The sequence below is a fragment of the Betaproteobacteria bacterium genome (assembly GCA_016194905.1).
Taxonomy (GTDB): domain Bacteria; phylum Pseudomonadota; class Gammaproteobacteria; order Burkholderiales; family JACQAP01; genus JACQAP01.
Window position 1 is genome coordinate 130,037 of the sequence record JACQAP010000017.1, and the last position, 23,212, is coordinate 153,248.

At 61.0% G+C, this 23,212-nt stretch carries 24 protein-coding genes and 2 pseudogenes; 14 read left to right on the forward strand and 12 right to left on the reverse strand.

Going from position 1 to position 23,212, the window contains the following annotated elements:
* The first annotated feature begins 184 nt into the window (after positions 1–184).
* From HY067_11020 to HY067_11070, 11 genes are all read left to right on the forward strand, one after another.
* Positions 185–1,405 carry a helix-turn-helix domain-containing protein gene (locus HY067_11020; protein ID MBI3528489.1) on the forward strand — a complete coding sequence of 407 codons (1,221 nt, stop codon included), beginning with the start codon at positions 185–187 and terminating at the stop codon, positions 1,403–1,405.
* A 45-nt stretch (positions 1,406–1,450) separates the two neighbouring features.
* Positions 1,451–2,125, forward strand: a complete 675-nt coding sequence (locus HY067_11025; GenBank protein MBI3528490.1) for a PQQ-binding-like beta-propeller repeat protein — start codon at positions 1,451–1,453, stop codon at positions 2,123–2,125.
* A 111-nt stretch (positions 2,126–2,236) separates the two neighbouring features.
* Positions 2,237–3,049, forward strand: coding sequence for a DUF899 domain-containing protein (locus tag HY067_11030; protein MBI3528491.1), 813 nt, complete (start codon positions 2,237–2,239; stop codon positions 3,047–3,049).
* A 20-nt stretch (positions 3,050–3,069) separates the two neighbouring features.
* Entirely contained in the window at positions 3,070–3,648 is a 579-nt protein-coding gene (locus HY067_11035; protein ID MBI3528492.1) for a hypothetical protein, read from the forward strand.
* Between the two features lie 96 nt (positions 3,649–3,744).
* Positions 3,745–4,497 (forward strand): hypothetical protein, encoded by a 753-nt coding sequence (locus HY067_11040; GenBank protein MBI3528493.1) that lies wholly within the window; start codon positions 3,745–3,747, stop codon positions 4,495–4,497.
* Positions 4,498–4,690: 193 nt separating this feature from the next.
* The gene (locus tag HY067_11045) at positions 4,691–5,284 is read left to right on the forward strand and encodes a TetR/AcrR family transcriptional regulator (GenBank protein ID MBI3528494.1); all 594 of its coding nucleotides are present in this window, start codon (positions 4,691–4,693) and stop codon (positions 5,282–5,284) included.
* Positions 5,285–5,433: 149 nt separating this feature from the next.
* Positions 5,434–6,288, forward strand: coding sequence for an oxidoreductase (locus HY067_11050; GenBank protein MBI3528495.1), 855 nt, complete (start codon positions 5,434–5,436; stop codon positions 6,286–6,288).
* Positions 6,289–6,306: 18 nt separating this feature from the next.
* Positions 6,307–7,293, forward strand: a complete 987-nt coding sequence (locus HY067_11055; protein MBI3528496.1) for an oxidoreductase — start codon at positions 6,307–6,309, stop codon at positions 7,291–7,293.
* Positions 7,294–7,397: 104 nt separating this feature from the next.
* Entirely contained in the window at positions 7,398–8,399 is a 1,002-nt protein-coding gene (locus tag HY067_11060; protein MBI3528497.1) for an NADP-dependent oxidoreductase, read from the forward strand.
* 561 nt (positions 8,400–8,960) lie between these two features.
* On the forward strand, positions 8,961–9,728 hold the full coding sequence (locus tag HY067_11065) for a DUF899 domain-containing protein (protein MBI3528498.1): 768 nt from the start codon (positions 8,961–8,963) through the stop codon (positions 9,726–9,728).
* A 28-nt stretch (positions 9,729–9,756) separates the two neighbouring features.
* Positions 9,757–10,548, forward strand: coding sequence for a DUF2182 domain-containing protein (locus HY067_11070; protein ID MBI3528499.1), 792 nt, complete (start codon positions 9,757–9,759; stop codon positions 10,546–10,548).
* A 136-nt stretch (positions 10,549–10,684) separates the two neighbouring features.
* On the opposite strand, the gene HY067_11075 is transcribed toward HY067_11070, so the two are convergent.
* The 5 genes from HY067_11075 to HY067_11095 all read right to left on the reverse strand — a co-directional run bounded on the left by HY067_11075 (position 10,685) and on the right by HY067_11095 (position 14,575).
* On the reverse strand, positions 10,685–11,074 hold the full coding sequence (locus HY067_11075) for a nuclear transport factor 2 family protein (protein ID MBI3528500.1): 390 nt from the start codon (positions 11,072–11,074) through the stop codon (positions 10,685–10,687).
* Positions 11,075–11,087: 13 nt separating this feature from the next.
* Positions 11,088–11,414: a hypothetical protein gene (locus HY067_11080; protein MBI3528501.1), complete on the reverse strand. Its 327-nt coding sequence runs from the start codon at positions 11,412–11,414 to the stop codon at positions 11,088–11,090.
* Positions 11,415–11,572: 158 nt separating this feature from the next.
* Positions 11,573–13,021: a PQQ-dependent sugar dehydrogenase gene (locus HY067_11085; protein MBI3528502.1), complete on the reverse strand. Its 1,449-nt coding sequence runs from the start codon at positions 13,019–13,021 to the stop codon at positions 11,573–11,575.
* A gap of 67 nt (positions 13,022–13,088) precedes the next feature.
* Complete coding sequence (locus HY067_11090) at positions 13,089–13,934, reverse strand: pirin family protein (GenBank protein MBI3528503.1); 846 nt, start codon at positions 13,932–13,934, stop codon at positions 13,089–13,091.
* Positions 13,935–13,963: 29 nt separating this feature from the next.
* Entirely contained in the window at positions 13,964–14,575 is a 612-nt protein-coding gene (locus HY067_11095; protein ID MBI3528504.1) for an NAD(P)H-dependent oxidoreductase, read from the reverse strand.
* A 98-nt stretch (positions 14,576–14,673) separates the two neighbouring features.
* On the opposite strand from HY067_11095, the gene HY067_11100 reads away from it, so the two are divergent.
* The gene (locus HY067_11100) at positions 14,674–15,606 is read left to right on the forward strand and encodes a LysR family transcriptional regulator (protein MBI3528505.1); all 933 of its coding nucleotides are present in this window, start codon (positions 14,674–14,676) and stop codon (positions 15,604–15,606) included.
* A 179-nt stretch (positions 15,607–15,785) separates the two neighbouring features.
* Here the strand turns inward: HY067_11100 and HY067_11105 are convergent, their stop codons facing one another.
* Positions 15,786–16,037, reverse strand: coding sequence for a hypothetical protein (locus HY067_11105; GenBank protein MBI3528506.1), 252 nt, complete (start codon positions 16,035–16,037; stop codon positions 15,786–15,788).
* A 286-nt stretch (positions 16,038–16,323) separates the two neighbouring features.
* Between HY067_11105 and HY067_11110 the strand changes: the two genes are divergently transcribed.
* Both HY067_11110 and HY067_11115 read left to right on the forward strand, forming a co-directional pair.
* The gene (locus HY067_11110; GenBank protein MBI3528507.1) at positions 16,324–16,887 is read left to right on the forward strand and encodes a DUF1924 domain-containing protein; all 564 of its coding nucleotides are present in this window, start codon (positions 16,324–16,326) and stop codon (positions 16,885–16,887) included.
* Positions 16,888–16,908: 21 nt separating this feature from the next.
* The gene (locus tag HY067_11115; GenBank protein ID MBI3528508.1) at positions 16,909–17,358 is read left to right on the forward strand and encodes a DUF4405 domain-containing protein; all 450 of its coding nucleotides are present in this window, start codon (positions 16,909–16,911) and stop codon (positions 17,356–17,358) included.
* A gap of 280 nt (positions 17,359–17,638) precedes the next feature.
* Here HY067_11115 and HY067_11120 read toward each other — a convergent pair whose 3' ends face one another.
* The 6 genes and pseudogenes from HY067_11120 to HY067_11145 all read right to left on the reverse strand — a co-directional run bounded on the left by HY067_11120 (position 17,639) and on the right by HY067_11145 (position 22,923).
* Positions 17,639–17,779: a hypothetical protein gene (locus HY067_11120; protein ID MBI3528509.1), complete on the reverse strand. Its 141-nt coding sequence runs from the start codon at positions 17,777–17,779 to the stop codon at positions 17,639–17,641.
* A 140-nt stretch (positions 17,780–17,919) separates the two neighbouring features.
* A complete protein-coding gene (locus HY067_11125) occupies positions 17,920–18,768 on the reverse strand; it encodes a hypothetical protein (protein MBI3528510.1) in 849 nt (282 codons plus the stop codon).
* A 518-nt stretch (positions 18,769–19,286) separates the two neighbouring features.
* Positions 19,287–20,475: pseudogene (locus HY067_11130) on the reverse strand (IS110 family transposase).
* Between the two features lie 389 nt (positions 20,476–20,864).
* Complete coding sequence (locus tag HY067_11135; protein MBI3528511.1) at positions 20,865–21,245, reverse strand: SOS response-associated peptidase family protein; 381 nt, start codon at positions 21,243–21,245, stop codon at positions 20,865–20,867.
* Positions 21,246–21,480: 235 nt separating this feature from the next.
* Positions 21,481–21,639 carry a hypothetical protein gene (locus HY067_11140; GenBank protein ID MBI3528512.1) on the reverse strand — a complete coding sequence of 53 codons (159 nt, stop codon included), beginning with the start codon at positions 21,637–21,639 and terminating at the stop codon, positions 21,481–21,483.
* Between the two features lie 479 nt (positions 21,640–22,118).
* Positions 22,119–22,923 (reverse strand): annotated as a pseudogene (locus HY067_11145) (transposase).
* Positions 22,924–23,212 lie beyond the last annotated feature (289 nt).

Consider the following 23,212-nt stretch of genomic DNA (forward strand, 5'->3'; position numbering starts at 1 on the left):
GAAATGAGCAGGACAGAGTCAAAGGTGATGGCTTTATGCAATATGGAATTCAGGCGCCCTGGGAAAACATGAACTCGACATGCTGCCGGTGCCGAAGAAAGTATCCTCGTGATAGAAACGCGTGGCGACGTCGCGTTCGGCTGCGCCTGCGGCCACTGCCGGTGCTGTAAGGTAGCCTGTCGGTATGGACTCCCTGATCGCTGCCGCCGCGCGCGCCCTCGCTGCCGGTGACGCGCTCGGCGCCCTCAAGCGGGTGGCCTTGCGCGACGACCCGCCGGCGCTGGCCCTGCGCGGCACCGCCATGGCCCAGCTCGGTGAATACCCGCGCGCCCGCGAGCTTCTGCGGCGCGCCGCCCGCGGCTTCGGCACCCACGAAGAATTGGCGCGCGCCCGTTGCGTGGTCGCCGAGTCCGAAGTCGCGCTGGCGATGCGCGATTTCGCCGGGTCGCCGCGTTCGCTTGTGTCGGCGTCGGACACGCTCGAAGCGCATGGGGATCGCGCCAACGCGCTGCAGGCGCGGCTGATCGCGTTGCGCCGGCTCCTGCTGATTGGCCGCCTCGACGAGGCCGCGGCCGCGCTGGCACGCCTCGATGCGCGTGGCCTGCCGCCGTCGCTGGCGGCGGTGGCCGAGCTGGCCGCGGCCGAGCTGGCACTGCGCTCGCTGCGCATCGGCCCGGCGCGAGACGCGCTCGCTCGCGCGCACGAGGCGGCCGATCGGGCACGCGTGCCGGCGCTTCTGGCCGAGGTGGCGGAGGTGAGGGCTGCGCTCGATCGTCCTGCCGCGCGGCGCCGCTCGTCCGGCGGTGAGCAGCCGCTGCGCCTCGACGAAGTTGCAGCCCTTCTGGATTCCGGCGCGCTGGTGGTCGACGCCTGTCGTCGTGGTTTGCGCGCCGGTGCCGCGTGGCGGCCGCTTGCGCGCCGGCCCGTGCTGTTTGCGCTGGCGCGCGCGCTCGCCGAGGCGTGGCCCGGCGATGTCGATCGGGAAGCCTTGATCGCGCGCGCGTTCGGCGCCCGCCGACCCAACGAGTCGCATCGGGCGCGCCTGCGGGTCGAGATCGGCCGTCTGCGCGCGCTTGTCGCAGAGCTGGCGCGCATCGAGGCGACCCCGCGAGGTTTCGTCCTCAAGCCGCGCGGCGCGCGCGAAGTCGTCGTGCTGGCGCCGCCCATCGACGGCAATCAGGCGTCACTGGTGGCGCTGCTCTCCGACGGCGCGGCCTGGTCGACCTCGGCCCTGGCGCTAGCCCTGGAGGCCAGCCAGCGTACCGTCCAGCGCGCGCTCGTCGAGCTCGAGGCCGCCGGACGGGTGCGCTCGATCGGGCGGGCGCGGGCGCAGCGCTGGCTATCACCTCCTCTGGCGGGATTCACGACGATCTTGTTACTCCCCACCGCGCTGTCGTTCGAATAAAGTGCTCTCACCGCGCCACCCCGTGGGCGCCAAAAGGAGACAGAGATGGCAGGCAAGGCAGTAAGCGAAAGACTCCAGGCGGCAACCCGTCCGGCCGAGATCGTGCGCGAGTACGGATTTCCCGGCGTCGACAAAATCGCCGGTGTCACCCACGATGGCCGGCGTGTTTGGGCCGCGACAGGCGCGAAACTGGTGGCCTTCGATCCCGACAGTGGCGACCCCATCGATACCCTTGACGTCGCTTGCGATGCGGGTACGGCCTTCGATGGAAAATACCTCTACCAGATTGCCGAGGCGCGCATCGACAAGATCGATCCCGCCACCGGCGACGTGGTGGCGTCGATCCCGGCACCCGGCAAGGGCGGCGACTCGGGGATGGCCTGGGCCGAGGGCAGCCTGTGGGTGGGGAACTATCGCGATCGCAAGATCCACCAGATCGACCCCGCTACCGGCGCCATCAAGCGCAGCATCGAATCCAACCGTTTCGTCACCGGCGTGACCTGGGTCGACGGCGAGATGTGGCATGGCACCTGGGAAGCGGAGGAGAGCGAGATCCGCCGCATCGATCCAGACAGTGGCGTCGTGCTCGAGCGGTTGCAGATGCCCAAAGGCGTGGGCGTCAGCGGGCTCGAATCCGACGGCAAGGACCTGTTCTACGCCGGCGGCGGGCCGAGCGGAAAAGTCCGCGCCGTGCGCCGGCCCAAACGCAGTCCGTCCTGATCCCGCCGGGCCGCTGACGGCCTGACTGGAAATTCCAACCGCAAGTAAGCGCGCCGTCCACCGGAAGGCGCATTGGCTGAACTCACCCTTTTTTCCGAGAAGGAGCTCATCATGAAAGCAGCTGTCAACGAAAAGAGCGTCACCCAACCGAACCTCGCCAATCATCCCATCGTCTCGCCGGACCGCTGGATCGCCGAGCGCAAGAAGCTGCTGGCGCGCGAAAAGGAACTGACGCACCTTCGCGACCAGATTGCCCAGGAGCGGCGCGCACTGCCCTGGGTGCGCATCGACAAGAACTACGTCTTCGACACGCCCGAGGGCCGGCGCACGTTGGCGGATCTCTTCGAGGGTCGCAGCCAGCTCATGGTGCAGCACTTCATGCTTGCGCCCGGCTGGGAGCAGGGCTGCAAGAGCTGCTCCTACATGGCCGACCATACCGACGGCATGAAGATCCACCTGGAGCATCGCGACATCACCTTCGTGGCGATCTCGCGTGCCCCGATCGAACAGATCGAGCAATTCCGCAAGCGCATGGGCTGGCAGTTCAAGTGGGTGTCCTCGAACGGAACCGACTTCAACCACGACTTTCACGTCAGCTTCACGCCGGAAGAACGGGCCAGGGGCAAGGGCGAGGTCTACTACAACTTCGGCATGACGAATTTCCCGGCGGAGGAAGCGCCCGGCATCAGCTTGTTCTACAAGAACGACGCAGGCGAGGTCTTCCACACCTACTCGACCTACGGCCGCGGTGTCGAAGTGATGATGGGCACGTACAACATGCTGGATCTCGCACCCAAGGGCCGCGACGAGGACAATTTCAGCCAAGGCATGGAGTGGGTGCGCCACCACGACCGCTACGAGCCGGCGCCGGCTGCCAAGGCCGGGCGGTTCGTGCTGCGCGGCGCACAGCTAAAAGCCGGCTAGCCTGGGCGAGGGAATCCATCATGGCAAGCTACTGGCCATGGCTGGCGGTCGCAGGGGTCGGCGCCCTTCACGGGCTGAACCCTGCCTCCGGCTGGATGTTCGCCGCCGCCTGGGGCGTGCATTCGCGTGATCGGACGAAGGCGCTGCGGGCCCTGATGCCAATTGCGGTCGGGCACGCCACATCGGTCGCGCTCGTGGCCGGCGCCTTTGCAATCGGCCTGTCGATGGATCGCGTTGTGATGCAAGTCCTGGCGGGCGGGTTGCTTGTCGCCGTCGCGATCTGTCACTTCTCTGGCCACAAAGTCAGGCGGGCGCCGGCCGGGAAGGCCGGGCTGGCGCTCTGGTCCTTCATGATGTCCAGTGCGCACGGCGCGGGCTTGATGCTGGTGCCGGTGCTGATGCCGCTATGTTTGGGAAATGGAGCGGCGGGGGAGATCGCCGCATCGGGCTCGCTCACGCTGGCGCTCGCGGCCGTCGGCGTTCACACCGCAACGATGATCGCCGTCACTGGCTTGGTCGCCTACGGTGTTTGCCGCGGCGTCGATACCGGTGCGAGCTGGCTTCGAAGCTTCGGCACGCAGGCAAAAGGCGAGGCTTGATCCCGTCGTTTTCGCACAAGAGGAAAACGACGTTTCAATCTGATAGTGCCGATAGTGCTTTATGCATACATCTGTACAAACCACATAGGAAAATCCATGAAGATCAAATTATTCGTGGCATCAATCGCAATCAGTCTCGCTGGAGTTGGCATATCAGCATCGTCCGGCCAGGCCGCTGAGACAACTATCGAGCAGATGCCAGCCAAACTCGAAACGCAGTTTGCACTGAGCGCCGTGCCTCCGGCATTGCGGGACAAGGCAACCGTTTATCTGCTTGATCCCGAGAAGGGCTATCAGCTTTCCCGGCAGGGGACGAGCGGTGTGACATGTCTTGTAGAGCGCACCGTCTGGGAATGGGTCGATTTTCGCAACGACATCTATATTCCCCTCTGCTATGACGCCGTGGGCACAAGGGCTCACTTAAGCGTCATCATGGACACGGCCACGCTTCGCGCTCAAGGAATGGACCCTGTTGCCTTGAAATCTGAAATTGAAAATCGTTACAAGAACAAGACCTATAAAGTTCCAGAAAAGGCGGGTTTGTCTTACATGGTCGCGCCGCTCATGCGCGCATTGGGGCCTCCTGACATGAAAATCCATACCATGTCCATGCCGCACCTGATGTTCTACGCTCCGAACATCACGAACGAAGACATTGGGGCAGTTCCCAATCTCAGTGTTCATTCCAGCCTTCTTTATCCGTTCATAGATAAACAAGGTAACGCTGAGCAAAGCTATATGATCCAACTCATCGGAGAGGCGGAGAAGGCCAGGATCATGGCTGACGAAAAGAATCTTCTCGCTGCCCTCTGCACCTATCGCGATTTTCTTTGCCTTCCCCATCACTAGAAGGGATCTTCTGATCCTGGTCGGACCATGCCAAGCCTCTGGCGGGCGTGGTTGCTTGCCGCCGTCGCGATCTGTTACTTCTCGGGACGCACAGCAAGGCGGCCGCGGGCGCCGGCCGGGAGTGCCGGGCGGGTGCTCTGGTCCTTGCCGGTTGACACTTCGCGCAAACTGTGAAATGATGATCGTCATCTAAATGCTCGCTGCCATGACACGAACCTCCCGCAAGCAAAAGGAAGCCACGCACGAACGCATCGTCGAGGCCGCCGCGCGCGCCATCCGGCGCAGCGGCTACGGCGGCACCGGCGTCGCCGACATCATGAAGGACGCCGGCCTGACGCATGGCGGCTTCTATGCGCACTTCCCTTCGCGCGAAGCGATGCTCGCCGAGGCAGCGGACCGCGCCGGTGCGGACTCCGTCGCCGCGTCGCAGCGCATTGCGGCCGCCGCACCGCCGCAGCAGGCGTTGCACGCGCTGCTGCACGCTTATCTCTCGAAGGAGCACCTCGACGCCGTCGAGACTGGGTGCCCGATCGCTGCCCTCGGCTCCGAGATGCCGCGTCAAGCGCCCGAAGTGCGGCGCTCGGCCACCCGCCGCATCAAGGAAATGATCGATCTCGTTGCCCGCCAGTCGCCCGACTGGGGGCGGCCGGACGCGCACGAGCGTGCGCTCGTCATCGTGGCCACGGCGGTCGGCACCTTGCTGCTGGCGCGTGCTGTTGACGACCCCAGGCTTTGCGATGCGCTGCGCAAAGCCACGCTGAAGTACCTCGCCCCGGTCGGCGCCTGACTTTACCTGCACTCATGACCGGCTTTCGTTCGAAAAAGAATATGATGATCATCATACAAAATGGGGGGCCAGGTGACGAACAACACCATCACCGTTCTGCAGTCCCGCGTACTTGATTGGTAACTTTTACTCCCCTGAAAGGAATTCTCATGAAGCTAAAGAGCAAGATAGCACTCGTTACTGGCGCCTCCTCAGGCATCGGCGAGGTTACGGCAGAGCGGCTCACGAAGGCCGGCTACAAGGTGTACGGCACCAGCCGACGGGGAGCCCGAGCGGGCCAGCAATCGTTCGAGATCCTGGCCCTCGACGTGACCAGCGACCAATCCGTCGACGCCGCCGTCAAGGAAGTGATGCGATTGGAGGGCCGCATCGACCTGCTCGTGAATAACGCCGGCTTCGGTGTCGCCCCCGCCGGAGCGGAAGAGAGCTCCATCGAACAAGCCCGGTCGATTTTCGATACGAACTTCTTCGGCGTCGTTCGGATGACACGTGCCGTCGTGCCGCACATGCGACGACAAGGAGGCGGCCGCATCATCAACATCGGCTCCGTGCTGGGTTTCCTGCCGATGCCGTACGGGGCGCTCTACGCCGCAACCAAGCACGCGATCGAAGGTTACTCGGAATCGCTCGACCATGAGCTACGCACGAGGGGCATCCGGGTCTCGGTCATCGAGCCCGCATACACGAAGACGCAGTTCGACGTGAACTTGCTGGAAGCGGATTCCAAGCTCGATGAGTACCGTGAGATTCGTGCGGTCTTGGGCAAGACGCTCAAGGAAGTGATGGCCGCTGCCGACCAGCCGGGCGTCGTCGCCGACGTCGTGCTGCAGGCTGCCAGCGCGGTTCGCCCGAAAGTCCGATACACCGCCGGCGGGCTCGCAAGACGCTTGCGTTTGCTTCGCAGATTTGCGCCGGCTGGCGTGCTGGACGCCGGAATCCGAAAGGACCTGCATCTCGACACGCTGACGGCATCACTGCTTCGCACTCCGGTCCTGGAAAAGTAACCTGTTTGGGAGAGCACTATGACATTCAAAACACTGCTCGCAACAAAGACAGATAAAACGATTTCCACCAGCGTGGTCGACATGAACGAGCAAGATCTCATGCCCGGCGACGTCGCCATCGCTGTTGACTATTCGACTGTGAACTACAAGGACGCGATGGCCATTACCGGGCGCGCGGACATCATTCGCCACTTCCCGCTGATCCCGGGCATCGATCTGGCCGGCACCGTCGAGGAGTCCTCGCATCCCGGCATCGCTGTCGGAGACCGCGTTGTCGTCAACAGCTGGGGCTTGAGCCAGACGCATCACGGCGGATACGCGCAGAAGGCGCGCGTGAAAGGCGAGTGGGTGATCAAGATTCCGGCGGCCTTTTCGACCAAGGACGCCATGGCTATCGGCACGGCCGGGTACACGGCGATGCTATGCGTGCTGGCACTCGAACATGGCGGCCTCACACCGCAGCGTGGCGACATCCTCGTCACCGGCGCCAATGGCGGTGTGGGCTCCATCGCTATCGCCATCCTGTCTCATCTTGGGTATCGCGTGGTTGCGTCGACCGGACGTCCCGAGGAAAGCGATTATCTGCGCAGCCTTGGCGCGGCGGAGATCATCGAGCGCCGAACGCTTTCAGAGCCGGGAGCGCCGATCGCGAGTGAAAGATGGGCGGGCGCCGTGGATTCAGTCGGCAGTCGTACGCTGGCAAACATATTGGCGCAGACACAGTATCGCGGCGTGGTTACGGCTTGCGGCCTGGCTCAGGGCGTGGATCTGCCTGCATCGGTCCTGCCGTTCATCCTGCGCAACGTGAGCCTTGCCGGCATCGATTCCGTCAATGCCCCGCGGGAGGTCCGCATCCAGGCCTGGGCGCGACTCGCGCGTGATCTGGAACTGAGCAAGCTCGCCCGCACGACGCAGGTGGTCGGCCTCGCAGACGTGCCCGCTGTCGCAGGCCGGATGTTCGAAGGGAAAGTCCGCGGCCGCACAGTCGTCGACGTCAATGCGTGACTGCGCTTGCCACCGTTCCGCGCAGCGACACCATGGGTGACCAGTCCACGATCGACGCAACTCCGGGGAGAGATCTCACCATGTCGCAAATGAATCTGCCAGTCATGAAGGCATTCGTCGTCGATCGCTATGGAAGCAAGGATGGCATGCGGCTCAGCGAAGTGCCAAGTCCGGAGCTGCGCGAGGATGACGTATTGGTCCAGATCCACGCCGCTGGCGTGAATCCTCTGGATTCAAAAATAAGGGACGGAGAATTCAAGCTCATTTTGCCTTATCGCTTGCCGCTCATTTTGGGTAATGATTTCGCCGGGGTCGTGGTCCGGGTCGGATCTCGCGTGCGGCAATTCAAGCCTGGCGATGAGGTCTATGCGCGACCGGATGCCGATCGAATCGGTGCGTTTGCGGAATTCATTTCGATCAAAGAGGATTCCCTTGCGAACAAGCCGAAAAACCTGACCATGGAAGAAGCAGCTTCTGTCCCCCTGGTCGGCTTGACCGCCTGGCAAGCCCTGATCGAGAAAGCGAACCTGAAGCAAGGGCAAAAAGTTCTGATCCACGCGGGCTCGGGTGGTGTAGGAACATTTGCCATTCAGCTGGCGAAGCATGTTGGTGCCATCGTAGCGACGACAACGAGCACGGCGAATGTCGGTTGGGTGAAGCGCCTCGGCGCGGATATCGTGATCGATTACAGCAAAGACGATTTCGCAACCATCCTGCGTGATTACGATGTGGTCTTGAACAGCCTGGGGGGAGTAACGCTCGAAAAATCCTTGCGCGTGCTAAGACCCGGTGGAAAGCTCATCTCGCTCTCCGGTCCACCTGATCCCGCTTTCGCGGAAGCCATCGGGTCGCCTTGGTTGTTGAAACTGGTAATGCGCCTCTTGAGCTATCGAATCAGGACAAAAGCAAAACGTCATCACGTCAGCTACTCGTTCCTTTTCATGAGGGCAAGCGGCGACCAATTGCGCGAGATCGGTTTTCTGATTGACTCCGGCGTCATACGACCAGTTGTGGACCAGGTTTTTCCGTTCGAATCGACCAAGGAGGCGATGGCCTACGTCGAAGGCGGACGCGCGAAAGGCAAGGTAGTCGTCAAGGTGAGATAGGGGTAGTCGTAGGAAATCTTCGAAGGCCGGGGGCAGCCCGGCGGCTGGTCACTTTTGGCTCCGGCTAACGCGTCGGTCGCATCAATGAAATGATCGCGATCCGCCGCATTACCCTACGCCGCAACTGCGTTGTCTTCGCGCGGCCCAAGAAAATCGAAGATTTCAGTGGAGGCTAACCTGCTTAACCGGTTGGCTGCTGATGAGTGCTTTTAGTTGATAACCGGTTAAGCAGGTTATGCCGAAGCTAAAAGCCCTCATTTGCGAAGGCAGCTGCTTACCCGGTTATGCCGCAAACTAAAAGCTCTCTTCAGTTGCTAACCGGTAAGCAGGTTATGTCGGAACTAAAAGTCCTCAAAAGAAGGCCGCCCCGGCCGGTGTAATCGCCATCGCCGTCTGCCGCGGCTTTGATGCCGGTGCAAGCTTGCTTCGAGTCCATCGGAATCCCGTCACACTTGTAACTCCCATCGTTCGATACCCGGCGCTTAGACTATCTCATGACCAACCACCAAGTCGTATCGAGAAACGAACGATGAGGACACTTGAACGAAGGAGAGAAGAGCGATGACGAAGCACATGACCGGGACACGTAAAGATTGGCTCGCTGCGCGGCTCGAGCTGCTCGAGACGGAGAAGGAGCTCACGCGGCGCAGCGACGAGCTGGCGCGGAGGCGGCAGGAGCTGCCGTGGGTCCGCATCGACAAGAAGTACCGATTCGAGACCGACGAAGGGAGTGCCTCGCTGGCGGACCTCTTCAAGGGACGCTCGCAGCTCCTCATCTATCACTACATGTTCGGGCCCGACTACACGGCGGGGTGTGCAACCTGCTCGACGATCGCCGACGGGTTCAACGGCTTCGTCGTCCACCTGGCGAATCACGACGTCACGCTTTCGGCGGTGTCGCGGGCGCCGCTCGCGAAGCTCCAGGCGTACAAGCGGCGGATGGGCTGGACGTTCCCCTGGGCGTCCTCGTTCGGCAACGACTTCAACCCCGACTTCAACGTCTCGTTCACCGAGGAGCAACAGCGCGAGGGGACCATCGAATACAACTACGAGCGTGGCGGCCACGCGATGGACGCGACGGCAGCGGTCCCGGAGCCGGTCGCCAAGAATGCGGCCATGACCGGAACCGACGCGGCCACGTACACGCGCGAGAGGCCGGGCATGAGCACATTCGTGATCGAGGACGGCGTCGTCTACCACACCTATTCCACCTACGCGCGCGGACTGGACGGCCTGTGGGGCATGTACCAGTGGCTCGACCGCGCGCCCAAGGGGCGCAACGAGACGGGCATGTGGTGGAAGCGCCACGACGAGTACGACAAGCGCTGAGCGATTTCGCTGAGAGATCTCGCGTCGCATGGTTTCCGATCGAGCTTCCCCGCATGCCTTTTTTGGCGTCTCGGCGCTGCTCTTCGCCGCCAGCGCGGCGGTGACGATCGTCTGGTGCGCGTCCATGTCGGCGATGGGCGAGATGTCGATGCCCGGCGGCTGGACGATGTCGATGGCGTGGATGCGGATGCCCGGACAGACGTGGCCCGGCGCCGCGGCATCGTTCCTCGGCATGTGGGTCGTGATGATGGTGGCGATGATGCTGCCATCCTTGGTGCCAATGCTGTGGCGCTATCGCCAGGCCGTCGGCAGGACAGGCGAGACGCGCCTGGGTCGGCTGACCGTGCTGGTGGGGGTGGGGTACTTCTTCGTGTGGACCGTGTTCGGTATGGCCGCCTTTGCGCTGGGCGTCGCGCTGGCCAAGGTCGAGATGGAACAGCCGGCGCTGGCGCGCGCCGTACCGATCGCGGTGGGTGTGGTCGTCCTGATCGCCGGCGCGCTCCAGTTCACCGCGTGGAAGGCACATCACCTTGCCTGCTGCCGGGCGGCACAGAGGCGCGGCCGTAAGTTGCCGGCCGACGCCGGCGCGGCCTGGCGATACGGCCTGCGCCTCGGCCTCCACTGCAGCTACTGCTGTGCCGGCCTGACGGCGATCCTCCTCGTCATCGGGGTCATGGACCTGCGCGCGATGACTGTCGTGGCGGCAGCCATCACCGTCGAACGTCTCGCACCGGCCGGTGAGCGCGTGGCGCGAGCCATCGGGGCCGTCGTCGTCGGGGCAGGGTTGTTTCTGATCGCGCGAGCTGCCGGGCTCGGATGACGCATCCGCATCGTAGAAACACGAACTGGCCGAGTGCCTCCGCCGCACAATTTCGATGGTAGACCCCGTCCGTTCTTATGCAGCGGCTCGGCTTGGGCGTTAGGCCCCGATTACGTCGTAGAGCTCAAACAAACACTCAGGTGCCGGTGGGATCGAGAAAAACATAGAGGGAACGAATGAGTCCTCCCTCGAAAAGAGCGACATCGGTGCCAGTGACGGCAGTAGGACCATCAGGTGGGCCGGAGCGCCATTGCAAGCGCGCGGCACCGTTGTGACCGACAGCCGGTCCAACCGCGCGAAAGACGAAGTTCGGCGGCAGGCTGGCAAGCAGCGCAGTCACAGCTTCGGAGATTGCCGCGTGGCCGTTGACGGAGGCGTGCGGCTCATGCAGCACGGCGTCTTCGGCATAGAGCTCACGGATCGCCCCGATGCGCCGCCCGGCGTCGCGCTCGCCAAACACCCGTGCGAGGTTCGCCTGCATCAGGCCGTCATAGTTGATGAGGGTCGATTTGGGTCGATTGATCATTTTCCGCCTTTCCCTAGTTCCTATCCGGAAGGTGTCCCGTCCACATGCGCATCAGATCGATATAGTCCTCGTCAATGCTGCGGGCGTGGACTGCCACGCCGGGCGAATTAGACGGTTTTGCACTCCAGTCCCGCATCATGTCCGCCTTGGCGTCTTCCGCGCTACGAGAATGCACAATACCGGCAGGCGGCCCGCCCGGCGCCTTGTAGGTACGCATCAGGTCCGCGTGGGCGTCCTCGACGCTGCGCGTCACGATCTCCCGACCTGCATACGTCTCCGCGCTTGTCAGGCCCAGCATTACCAGGCCAACCACAACAAATATATTGCTGATCCGCTTCACAACTGCGCTCCATTTCCAAATAGATGATCAATATGATTCGGGCATGCCGCGCACAAGGACCATCGCACGAAAGGTTTTATCGTTTGCACGTCGCGCCCGTCGCCATCACGAGTGGACAGCGCACTGTCCATTGGAGAGGTTGGCCGGCGTCGCGGTTGCTATTTGGGTGCTGAATATTTGAAGGCCAGGATCGCGCCCGGGTTTTCCAGCTTGAACGCTGCGCTTCCGGCGTCCGTCGTTCCTAGGTGAACAGCGTCGGTTGCAACGTAAATAGTCCCCCCATCAGGGCTGACAACAACCTCGCGATAGCGATCCACCGCGCGGAACATTGGCTGCGCATCTCCCACGGGGAGGCTGTCGGTGTCGTCCAGCTTCACGCGATAGACCACGCCGCGCTTGAGACTGGCGATCAGCAGCGAATGCTCCCAGCCGGGAACGCCGCTCTTTCCACCCTTGTAGTAGATGACCGAAGACGGCGCAATGGTCGGCCAGCAGATGTAGAAGAGGTCTTTATCGGCACATGCGGGGTCGGTGTAACTGTAGTCGTTGTCGACTGTGAACAGCGTCTTGATCGGTTCGACGAAATCGGGATCTGACCAGTCCGACTCCTTCTGCACAGGAACCCCCGGCGGGGCCGTCTTGCCGTTTTGCGCAGGATCCTTGACGGATTCGCATCCGCCGGTGGTGGCAGAGTAGTTGGCGTAGGCGTAGCCGGCGTTGTCCTTGCGGCCGGCCACATAGGGCCAGCCATAGTTCTTGCCGCGCAGGATGAGGTTCAACTCGTCATCGCTGTTCGGGCCATGGTCTGTCGCGAACAGTTTGCCACTTGGGCTGAAGACCATGCCCTGGGTGTTACGGATGCCCCATGCGTATACGTGACTCTTTACCCCGTGAATGACGGGATTGTCCGCAGGAATGGTCCCGTCGAGATTCAGTCGAAGAATCTTGCCGGCATAGTGCCGCCAGTCAGTCGCCTTCACTTCGTCGGCCGTCGGTAACGTTTGTGCCTGGTTGGGCACGCAGAGATATGCCAACTGATTCGCGCCCTGGTCGCCGATCGAGTAGTACAGCTTCTGGTCCGGGCCGAACAGCAGGCGCGCAGACTGGTGGTCGTGCGAGGAAGGCAGGCCCTTGATGAGGTCCACCGGCGACGCGAGCTTCTGCGCCTTCGCGTCGTACGTGTAGCGGCGGATCAAGGTGCGATTGGGCGTGATGCCGCCTTGTCTCGCGTCGTAGGTCATCGAGACGTAGATGAAGTCGTGCCCCTTGCCCTTGAGCAGGTCGGGGTGCAAGGCCAGTCCGAGCAGGCCATCCTGGGCGTCTTCGGAATGGATCGCGTCGTCAATCTGTGCGGCGACTATTGTCATCCCTGACTGGGGATCGACGCGCGTGACGCGCTTGGTGATCTGCTCGGTCAGCCAAAGGTACCCGTCCGGTCCGAAGACCATGTTGTGCGGATTGGCGAGGCCCGTCGCCACGACCCGCTTCTCGAAAGTTTCCTTCATCGGCGCGATCGGTGCGCCCGGCGCCGGAGGAAGATCGGCATGCGCCGCCGCCATGATGGCGGCGCCGCATATCGCGACCACGCAACGCAAGATTTTTATCATCGTAAGCTCCTTGTTCAAATTTGAAGTTACTCGGAGGTCGGGTGCCCGGACCGGGCGACGGGTGTGTTCACAGACGGCCCTCTTGAACGAGGCGCGTCCGAATCGCCGCAATGTGCGCCTCACCATCGCGCAGCGCGTCCGGCGACGTGTGGACCGAGTAGTAGCCGGGGACGAGATCATGCTCGTGCGGAGCGGCCGAGCCGAGAACGAACTCGGTATCGGTCAGCGCTTTGAATTCCACCGCTTGGCTCGACGGCTCGAAAGCTGCGAGATCGCCGTGCTGCAGTACATCGGGCGCCGACAAGACACCCGATGCGATGGCGACCCAGAGAACGGTATGGCCCGCCGGTGGCTCGTAACGCCAGTGCTCGCCGGCCTTCAGTCGCACGGCAAGATAGTTGATCGGCGAAGGGGACTCGATGGCGCTCGATGCAGACCGGTAGTTTCCCAGCAGGACGCGTGCCGGGCCATCTTCCCGCACATCTTCGGGCGCCTGAAAGATGCTTACGGTTGGGCCCAATTCGAGTTCCGGCGGCAAGGCGATCCACAACTGGAAGCCGCGCGTCCGGCCTGCTTTGTCGAGACCGCCGCCATGCCACATGCCGCGTCCAGCCTGCATCCATTCGACGCCACCCGCCGGTAGTGTGCCCCTGATGTTGTCGGGATCGATATAGCTCACCGCACCTTCCGCAACGTAGGTCAGGGTGGCGATACCCGAGTGGGGGTGCAGAGGCCCGTTGAACGGTGCGCCCTCATGGTCGAAAAGGTCGAGGAACACGAACGGCTTCAGGATCTCGCCGAAGTCGGACGGGCTCATCAAACGAGTAATGGGACCGTGCGCTTGACCACGGGTACGACGCGCGATCGCCCGTGCCAGGCGTGGTGCGATTGATCTAGTAGGTGCAAGGATCATTGGGGTTCCTCTGAAAAAAAGCGCAGGAATCAGAGCCGTTGCTGCGCAATGGCGGATCGGGACGCGCGGGCGCGCGCCGCCTTCAGCGCCATGGTCCACCACAGCAGATCGTCGATCAGCATCCCGGCGGGCCCTTCAAGCTGAGCCAGTCCCGCTTCAACATCGCCGCCCTGGAAGTGAGCCCACAGCGTCGCGGCAGGGATGTGGACCGATGAGCGAACCGGGGCGAGCTGAAGTTCGACCGCGGTCTCGCGGAGCTGCTGGACGCTGCGTACGCCCGCCCCACCGCCATAGCTCACGAAAGCCGCCGCCTTGCGATTCCACTCCGGATAGACCCAGTCGATGGCGTTCTTGAGCACCGCTGCGGGGCCGTAGTTGTATTCAGGGGTGACGAAGACGAAGCCGTCGGACTGCGCGATCGCGGCGGTCCATTGCTTCACGATGTCGTTCTCATACGGCGGCCGGCCGGGCATGGCGGGTGGCACGGGCTGGTCGAAGAAGGGCATCGGAAAATCGCGGAGGTCCAACAGCCTCGCTTCGACGCCATCGCGCTTCTTCAGATGCTGCAAAATCCACTTCGCGGGCTTTTCCGAGAAACGGCCCTCGCGCGTGCTTCCAACGATGACGGAAATGACGGTCATGCTTTTAATCCTTTCGGTTCGTCGAAAGCACAATATCGCCGCGTCTCCAATCGTGGTAGCCTATATTTTTCGATACAAACCATCGTTGGCGTCGATATATGCTCGACGGCGTTTCTCTCGACCACCTGCGCATCTTCATCGCGGCAGCCGATGAAGGAAGCTTTTCGGCGGGCGGACGCCGATTGCGAAGAGCGCAATCGGTCATCAGCCAAACGCTTGCGAATCTGGAGGCCCAGCTCGGCGTCAAATTGTTCGACCGCTCCAGCCGCTCCCCGGTGTTGACCAGTCAGGGCTTGGCGCTTCTTGCCGAAGCGCGCGCGGTCGTCGGTCGAATGGATGTTTTCAAGGCCCGGGCGAAGGGCCTGTCGGACGGCCTCGAGCCCGAACTGAGCGTCGTGGTGGACGTGATGTTCCCGCTCGAACAGCTCACCTGCGCCATCGCGGCATTTCAAGAAAAATTTCCAGCGACGCCGCTCAGGCTGTATGTCGAAGCACTGGGTGCGGTTTTGCAGCCGGTGATGGACGGTCGCTGTGCCTTCGGGGTGATGGGCTCTCTGCCCACCGCCCCGGCACACCTCACACGCGAGCGCCTGCTCAGCGTCGGCTGGGCGTTTGTTGCGTCCCCGATCCATCCTCTGGCGTCACTCAAGGGCGCAATTCCATCGCGTTTCCTTGCGCAGCACAGGCAACTCGTCCTGACGGACCGTTCCGAACTGTCGCAGGGAAAAGAGTTCGGCGTTTTTTCCGAAAACACCTGGCGGCTTGCCGACCTCGGCGCGAAGCACGCCTTCTTGCGCGCAGGTCTGGGCTGGGGCGGCATGCCGGCGGGCGTGATCGCAACCGATTTGGCAAATGGATCCTTGGTGAAAATCGGGATCGAGGACATACCCGACGCCAACCTCATTATGGTGATGTCCGCAGTGTTCCGAACAGACAGGCCGCCCGGCCCGGCTGGGCGCTGGCTGATCGAACACCTCAAGGCAAGCACTGCAAGGCGTGCAGCGCCTGCTAAAGCAAAGCGCGCGCGGTAGGGCCGGCGAGTCGAGCTGCTCGGCGCGCCACATGGGGAAACGGCGTTTCAATCTGGTATTGCTATTAGTGCTTTATGCATTTATACAGGCCCATGACCCGCTTCCTCCACTTCCTCTGTGCGCTTCCTCTGCGCTTCCTTGTGCTGAAACGGGAAAGGTGGGCTGTCCCCCATTTACGATCATGGCGAATTGACAAACTGGCGAGCAAGCGCCGGCCAGACAGTTTCATCTATTCCGAATTTGGCGTACATGAAGGTGGTCACAAAGGCGCCCGCGGTCGAGTGCCTGGTGGGATTGCTGTCCACGCCAAAAATGTGGAAGGGAACCAATTGATCCCTGGCGTATTGAATGCCGTCATATAAGACCCGGACTTGCCCGTCTTCGAATTCAACGAGTCGCGCTTGCGCATTGATTCCGATTTCCGATGGCATCGCATCTCCCTCCAATCCGGGGCATGGGGGAACTTCCGTCAATTCGAGGCGGTATGACGAAAGCCTACACCTGCCGTCGGGGAAAATAAATCCGTCCCCTTTTTGAAATGGCCAGGTTTTCGATTCTCCCCCAGCTTCCAAACCCGAGCTAGAATCATGGTCGCGTCGGGGCTGGCGGGATGCGACAGACTGATTCGCCATGGCGTATGCTGTACGTGCGTAAGGGCCATGCATTTAGCTCCACACACGCGGCGCCAACGACAATAACAAGCAATCGGAGGAGAAGATGCTGAGAAGCGTGGTAGTCGCGTCGATCGTATTGGGGTGTGGTCATCTCATTGCGGGCACTGCGCGGGCAGAAACGCCGCAGCAGGTTCTGGCTGGGTACGCGGCGCAAGAGCGCGCGAAAGACCCATCGTTCGCCGGATTCTCCGCCGAACGCGGCGAGGCGTTCTATCTCGAACCGCATAAGGTCAAAGGCGCCACTGGCCTGTGGAGCTGCTCGTCGTGCCATTTGAAGGACGCGCGCTACTCGGTGCTTGCGCATCAAACGGACATCCCCTGTCGCACCTGTCATGTCATCAACGATTGGGAGCACCCCGATCCCAAGCATGCCAAGAAGCGCCACATAGAGCCTTTCGCCCCCTCCGCGAATCCGAAGCGTCTCAGCGATCCGCGATACGTCGAAACCTTCCTGAGGCTGAACTGCCTGCTCCTGCTGGAGCGCGAATGCACGACGCTCGAGAAAGGCGACGTGCTCACCTACCTGATGGCATTCGAAGGTGGCAACAAGGGCGACCTGATCAACGTCGCGAGTAGATCGGCGAAACGCGCTGCCGTACCGCAATGAATTACTGCACGTAGGAAGGCGATGCGACTCTCCCGAGGTCATCGCCACTGGGTCTACTGGAGCGGCGCCGCGCTGTTTGCTACCGGGGCGCTGTGGCTGGTGTACCGCTATTTCATGCGGGAGCATGGGGAGTACGGCGAACCTCCGCATCCGATGGAGGAGTGGTGGCTGCGCCTGCACGGCACCGCCGCGGTGCTCATGCTCATCATCGCCGGATCCCTGCTGCCGATTCACGTGCGCGTCGGCTGGCATCAACGCAAGAATCTGCTGGCGGGCTGCGTCGTCGTCGCGATCATGGTGCTGCTGATTATTTCAGGGTATGTGCTGTACTACAGCGACGAGCAAACCCGGCCTGTCGTCAGCATGGTGCATTGGATCATCGGCCTCGGTGCACCGGTCGCGCTGATCTGGCACATCGTGACAGGACGGGGCACGCGCTCGACGAGCGACGATTTGGTCGGACCACGCTAAGTACTTCGCTAGGCCGGGGGCAGCCCGGCGGCTGGTTACCTTTCTTGCGCGGCCAAGAAAGGTAACCCAAAGAAGGCCGCCCTTGGAGTCGCGCCCCGTATTCACGGGGTATCCCTGTGCTGCCTGCCTCGATGGCGACTGCGCAACTCGACCTGGCGAGGCGCACACAACGCGCCTCACTGCGGGACTCGAACAGTGCTCGTCGAAAGCCCCACATCAAGGCGAGCTGCTCGGCGCGCCTCAAGGGGGAAACGGCGTTTTCAATCTGGTAATGCGTCTCTTACGACGCGAGCCTTCCCTTGATGACCTCGCCGGCGAAGTGGCCGGTGGATTCGCCGTTCTCCAGGGTCACGACGCCATTGACGATGGTCGCGCGGATGCCCTCGGCTTTCTGGACCAGCCGACGCGCGCCGCCGGGCAAGTCGCTCTACGACTGTCGGCAGACAGGGGCGCACCCGGCCTTCCTCGAAGAGCAGCAGGCCCGCCTTGTAGCCCTCCTTGACGAGGCCGCGGGCAAATTGAATCTGATCTATTTTTTGAACTGCCAGAGCAAAAAGCAATTTAAGAATTCGATCGCGCTTTTATTTGAATGCGTCCGCGGAGAGCGGGCGAGTTGCCCTCGCAATGTTGCTCAAACTCGGCGTCAAACAACTCCAATGCTTTCTTTTTCGAGAATGTAATAGCTCGTATGTCAAATCTACCGGCGAGGGTATTGCATCCACGCCCTGCACCAGAAATTTCCAATCCGGGCTTGACGGGGTTGTGAAACGGTGCCCTCTGCGCTAATTCGTAGGCTCCAACCACCAATCTCTTACCCTCGGGAGCTTCGAAAATAATATTCCAATCATCATCTCCGCGAATATGTACGGACACAGTCCTATCCGTTGCAATCGCAGAGAGCTTTGCATTTTCATCTGATATATCCATCGATTTCCCGCCTCCGATATAGTCGCCAGCCTCACTTGAGAAGTTAATCGTGCCATTCACGGCGGTCTCTTCTGGGCGATCGGATTTATTTTTGACGGGTTTGGGCTGATTGACAACAGGATTTCTGTGCAGGAGTTTTTTCTCCAATGTGTCGAATATGTGCAGTCGACAGTTATTCGCGTCTGACAATGCTTTTGCCAGATCGCTTTGCAATACGCCTTGCGCCTTTTGGCTTGAGTAGTCAACTGCTCCGGACGCTCCGAGATCGGCCAGCTTTTTGATAACACCTGTCAGTTTAGCTTGGGCATCACCCTTCAACTTTATCTCGCTCTTCGTGCTTTCTAGGGGAATGCTCGAGCACATTTCTTTGGCGAAATCCTTAATTAGCTGCAGACTTTCCTTTTGGTCGTCAGCAATTGCAAGTGTGCAGGAGGGCGCCGAAACCAATAAGATGAAGAGGTTCTTAATTTTTATCTTGCGCATATGATGTTGTTCGTCCTTTCACAATGGATCGGGGACAGACCACATTTCCGGTCAGTGTATATGACAAGCATGTTCTTTCCTGAGGACTTTGTCATGCCGCGCCGTGCGCATCTGAGTCTCACTGGCATTCTCCGAAACAAAGGATCTGGACTTCCCAGACTATTAATGAAGTTCGACTAGCGCTCCAAGGGATCTTGCTTTCATCGAACCCTTAAACCCGTTTTATGCCGCCTAGAACCGGCGGCGCGGGCTGTCCTGGCGCGCATCGATCTCGGTCTCGACGGCGTTACCGAGATAGACTGGCTCGTCAACGTCGAGAAGAAAACGCCTCGCGATGCGGCGCTCACGTGGATGCAGGCGAACGAAAGCCGCGTCGGCGGCTGGGTGAGGACTTGAAACAGTTCCAGAGCTTCGGAACATCGGAATGATCGCCAAAACTTATTTCGCGAAGTGCGTCGACTTGCCATTATGCAATTATGCAGGCCTGAACATCCCGCTGGAAATTGCAAGCGGATTGTTCAACGCACCTCGTAATCGCGCTGATGCTTGAGCATCGACCAGATCACCCGCACCAGTTGTCGTCCGAGCGCACGAACGGCCTGGTTGTGTGTCTTGCCCTGCGCACGCTTCCTATCGTAGTAAGCACGCGAGATTGCTACCTGCTCCATATGACGCGCCACCGCGATCATCATCGCCGCCTTGGCCCGGGTGTTGACCTGTCGCGGGCGCCTGGTGCCGGTATGTGTGCCCGAACTGTGATCAAGCGTTGCCATGCCCAGGTAGAGCGCGAGCGACGCTTCGGTGGCAAAGCGCTCGATGGTACCGATCTCGCCGGCCAGTTCACCGCCGCAGATTGGACCGAAGCCCGGAATCGTGCGCAGCCGCCGCGCCGTCTCGCAGCTCTCGGTGAGCGGCTCGATGAGTTGATCGAGCGCGGCAATCTCGCCCTTGAGTGCGAGCACGCGCCGCGCATCGGCCACGATCATCGGACCCGCCCACTCGGCCTCGTGCGAGAAGAGCGCTTCGCGCTGCCAAGCCTCGATCTTCGCGCAATAAGCGCGCCCCACGCCTTCGAGCGCGAGCAGCGAAGTCGGGCGCAGGCCGGCCGAGTCTACGCATGTCCTCGCGGGCGCTGAGCAGGCTCAGGAACCACAGATTGTCGGCTTGCGCCGTGATCGCCAACAACCCCGGACACACCGCCTGCAAGTCCGACTGCATGCGGTTCAGTACCCGGACTTTCTCGTTGACCAACTGCCGGCGCCGGCGGGTGAGCCGCTTCAGACGCTCGGTCTCTTGGGTAACGGCCACTATTTCCTGCAGCACCCCGCGCGCCACCGCGAGGTCGCCGCGCAGCCGAAACAGCTCCAGAATGCGCCGTGCGTCGATCGCGTCGGTCTTGGCCGGTGCCGGGAAGATCTCCTTGTAGCGCGCGAGCTTCAGGTTGTTGACGTTGTAGAGCTTCCAGCCGTGCTCGAGCACCTGCCGATCGAGCGGGCGCGCCCAGCCATTGAATCCCTCCATCGCCACGGCCACCGGTGCGCTGCGTCTTCCGCGCAGGCGTTCGATACGGATGAAGAAGCCCGCAAAACCCGCCGCAGTGTGCTCCAGGTCAAACTCCTCGAGGAGCCGACCGCAGCCATCGCCCACCGCCACGCGGTGCGTGCGCGCGCCCACATCCACTGCGACCTGAAGTTCGTTGGCTTTCATGCGTGTGCCTCCTCGTATAAACGCGACCAAACCATCCGCACGTCTCGTCTACTTACAGAGCCACATCGATTGAGGGCACCATCCCGGCAGACGTCACGGATGATGCAAGAAGACGGGGGCGGCATTTCAGAGCCGAGTGGTCAGCCAGGCCGCCACGGACCCCATGAGCCACACCCCCGTCGGAGACTTATCCTACGCCTCCGACAGGACACCGTCAGCCGCATGATTTCGATGGTAGACCCACTTCCCACACTTCCACGTCAAGGCAAGCACTGCAAGGCGTGCAGCGCCTGCTAAAGCAAAGCGCGCGCGGTAGGGCCGGCGAATGGACTGGGTTGCTGTCTATTCCTTCGCAGCATCCGTGAGGTTCGCGAAGTTCCACAAGTGCGTCATGCGATGGGTTTGCCAGTCGAAGTTGTTGCCGGCCATATAGGGGCTAGCTCAAGGTGACCCCGTTGCCCTCCCACGGGCACGATGCAACGCCGGCCATGCGCCCATGACTCTTTAAAACTGGGCAGCTTGTCGACCGTCTCTGACCGGGCGTTGTAAGTTTTCCGACCGTAGGCCAGTTCCGTCGCGAAGCGCGGCAACAACCCAAACATGCCATCGTTGATAACCTCGTTGCCTGATCCATCTTCGAGCAGGCGAACGAACGGTGCGAATCCAAGCGGCCAGGTTTCCTCCGGGATCGGCTCATGTCGTTCGCGCTCAACGCCAAAGAACGTTAGCAGCCTATCCCGGCGGGTAACGGGGCGATAGTTTGAACACATGCCCTTCAAAATACTGCGGCGGGTAACTTCTTATAGCGCGGGACAGTATGGCGTGACGAAATAAAAAGCCCCTTGGTTCCGTAGGGAGGAAGGGACCAAGGGGTCCGACGAGCCCCACCGTCCGGGGGCGGACAAGAACCCGGGGTCGTCTATACCGAAAAGCTCGGTACGCGAGCAGGATACCACAACATATAGTGGTTTGTCAGTAGTAGTGCCGGCTCAGGTTGCGAGAGTGTTAAGGTTTGCCCAGCGCCTTGTCGATCGCAGCAAACGCATCGTTGCCGGCGTGCGCAGTCTGAATCATCGCCCCATAAAGTGAGTCGATCAGTTGCCGCTTTCCCTCGGCAAAATAATGGCCGGGTTCGTCAGTGCTCGGGTGCCAAACGCAGAGCATCCGCACGCCTCAATGACATTGAGGCATTCTTTGACACTTTGTGACCGTACTCCGTGTTGACCTTACGACATGCTTAGCCGTCCGATAGCCGGCATTTCTATTTTGTCTTCGAAAACAGAGCGTTTTCTGATCGTATCGAAGGTGTTATTTTTACAGCGCCTCGGACTGGCATGACCATTGCAGCACTAAGGGCGCGCCGGGGGAGAATTCGGAGACTTTAGCCACACAGCCGACTATAGGCACGCGATCTCCCGGGAAGCCCCCGAGCGCACCCTTTTTGTTGATGCAACATGCAACATTTGCGCGGGATGCGGCTATGAAATACGACTATCGAAAAATATCACGCGGGACACTGGCGCAAACCAATGATCTATCGGAAAGAGCGATTTTGTAGAGCATGATCTTTACGGCACTTGTCGCTATTGCCGTGAGTATGAAAGGCATGCTCGGTGATGTAGTGCCATGAGGGTCGGACCACGTTATGTATTTGTACTATCAAGAATAGTATCCCAAAGATAGGCGTTATTTTGGCTTAGCACCCCATTATTCCCCTCGAAAAGATGGTTATAAGGCGGGGAGGGCTCGCGAAGGGTGTACGTTTTATTTTCTGCGGCAATCTGGCGACGCCCGACCGCGCTACCCAGTTCGGTCTTGACCTGCTCGACGAATTGTTCGCTTCCGACTACGACGGACTCCGACCAACGATCGTCTCTCGTCATTGCGCCCATTCGCAGCGCCGCGTCCACCCATTGGCGATGTCCCACCTGGAAGGCCGCGACATTGCCGAAACCGCATAGCGTGCTGAGCGCGGCAAGATCGATGAGGCGATAGCGATCAGGCGGCTCCTGGATCTCGCCATAGCCACCGTGTTCCCATTCCGAATGGGTGACGCACCACGCTGGCACGCACCATGTTCAGATCGATGTAGACAAGACAGCGATGCAGGTGCGCATCGGTTTCGATGGCGGTGGCGTGATAGCGGTCTTCCCAAAAGGCGCCCAGACGCGCTTTCCTGCGGTTGTAGTCCTGCGCCGTTCTTCCCGCAGCGAGTTGCATGCTCCGGGCAATGACGCCTTCCGCCGTGTCCTTGACCAGCAAATGAATGTGATTGGACGTCACCACATAGTTGAGGATGCACAACCCGAATCGCTTGCGTGCTTCATAGAGCCAACGCAGGTAGCGGTTTCTGTCCCGAGCGAACTTGAACAGAAAGTCCCGCTCGTGGCACCGATGGGTGACGTGCCAGACATGACCAGGTAAGAAGTGACGATTGGCACGCGGCATTGCGGAGACCTCTTAAAACTATCTTTTTGCCACCAAAAAGGGGGTTCTAAGCGTCCTGCAGAGCGCTATTGTAGGGACTTGTCCGGGTCGATCAATGGTTTGTGGTGGTCCGACCCCGATCGACCCCTTCGGAATAAATTGTCTCTGACCGTCATGGCACTACCTTAAGCCGCAAGGAGTGCGAGGAAATAGGGTGGCTGAGAGCCTCGCGTTGTTAAGATGGTGGTGTCTGAAGTCACCGTCCATACAAGGAGGATCAGCCATGTGTGAAGATAGCAAAAAAACGCCT

Excerpts from the sequence above, each read along its gene's own strand:
- HY067_11020 (MBI3528489.1), top strand. The coding sequence starts at position 185 with ATGGACTCCCTGATCGCTGCCGCCGCGCGCGCCCTCGCTGCCGGTGAC.
- HY067_11025 (MBI3528490.1), top strand. The coding sequence starts at position 1,451 with ATGGCAGGCAAGGCAGTAAGCGAAAGACTCCAGGCGGCAACCCGTCCG.
- HY067_11030 (MBI3528491.1), top strand. The coding sequence starts at position 2,237 with ATGAAAGCAGCTGTCAACGAAAAGAGCGTCACCCAACCGAACCTCGCC.
- HY067_11035 (MBI3528492.1), top strand. The coding sequence starts at position 3,070 with ATGGCAAGCTACTGGCCATGGCTGGCGGTCGCAGGGGTCGGCGCCCTT.
- HY067_11040 (MBI3528493.1), top strand. The coding sequence starts at position 3,745 with ATGAAGATCAAATTATTCGTGGCATCAATCGCAATCAGTCTCGCTGGA.
- HY067_11045 (MBI3528494.1), top strand. The coding sequence starts at position 4,691 with ATGCTCGCTGCCATGACACGAACCTCCCGCAAGCAAAAGGAAGCCACG.
- HY067_11050 (MBI3528495.1), top strand. The coding sequence starts at position 5,434 with ATGAAGCTAAAGAGCAAGATAGCACTCGTTACTGGCGCCTCCTCAGGC.
- HY067_11055 (MBI3528496.1), top strand. The coding sequence starts at position 6,307 with ATGACATTCAAAACACTGCTCGCAACAAAGACAGATAAAACGATTTCC.
- HY067_11060 (MBI3528497.1), top strand. The coding sequence starts at position 7,398 with ATGAAGGCATTCGTCGTCGATCGCTATGGAAGCAAGGATGGCATGCGG.
- HY067_11065 (MBI3528498.1), top strand. The coding sequence starts at position 8,961 with ATGACGAAGCACATGACCGGGACACGTAAAGATTGGCTCGCTGCGCGG.
- HY067_11070 (MBI3528499.1), top strand. The coding sequence starts at position 9,757 with ATGGTTTCCGATCGAGCTTCCCCGCATGCCTTTTTTGGCGTCTCGGCG.
- HY067_11075 (MBI3528500.1), bottom strand. The coding sequence starts at position 11,074 with ATGATCAATCGACCCAAATCGACCCTCATCAACTATGACGGCCTGATG.
- HY067_11085 (MBI3528502.1), bottom strand. The coding sequence starts at position 13,021 with ATGATAAAAATCTTGCGTTGCGTGGTCGCGATATGCGGCGCCGCCATC.
- HY067_11090 (MBI3528503.1), bottom strand. The coding sequence starts at position 13,934 with ATGATCCTTGCACCTACTAGATCAATCGCACCACGCCTGGCACGGGCG.
- HY067_11095 (MBI3528504.1), bottom strand. The coding sequence starts at position 14,575 with ATGACCGTCATTTCCGTCATCGTTGGAAGCACGCGCGAGGGCCGTTTC.
- HY067_11100 (MBI3528505.1), top strand. The coding sequence starts at position 14,674 with ATGCTCGACGGCGTTTCTCTCGACCACCTGCGCATCTTCATCGCGGCA.
- HY067_11105 (MBI3528506.1), bottom strand. The coding sequence starts at position 16,037 with ATGCCATCGGAAATCGGAATCAATGCGCAAGCGCGACTCGTTGAATTC.
- HY067_11110 (MBI3528507.1), top strand. The coding sequence starts at position 16,324 with ATGCTGAGAAGCGTGGTAGTCGCGTCGATCGTATTGGGGTGTGGTCAT.
- HY067_11115 (MBI3528508.1), top strand. The coding sequence starts at position 16,909 with ATGCGACTCTCCCGAGGTCATCGCCACTGGGTCTACTGGAGCGGCGCC.
- HY067_11125 (MBI3528510.1), bottom strand. The coding sequence starts at position 18,768 with ATGCGCAAGATAAAAATTAAGAACCTCTTCATCTTATTGGTTTCGGCG.
- HY067_11135 (MBI3528511.1), bottom strand. The coding sequence starts at position 21,245 with ATGTGTTCAAACTATCGCCCCGTTACCCGCCGGGATAGGCTGCTAACG.
- HY067_11140 (MBI3528512.1), bottom strand. The coding sequence starts at position 21,639 with ATGCTCTGCGTTTGGCACCCGAGCACTGACGAACCCGGCCATTATTTT.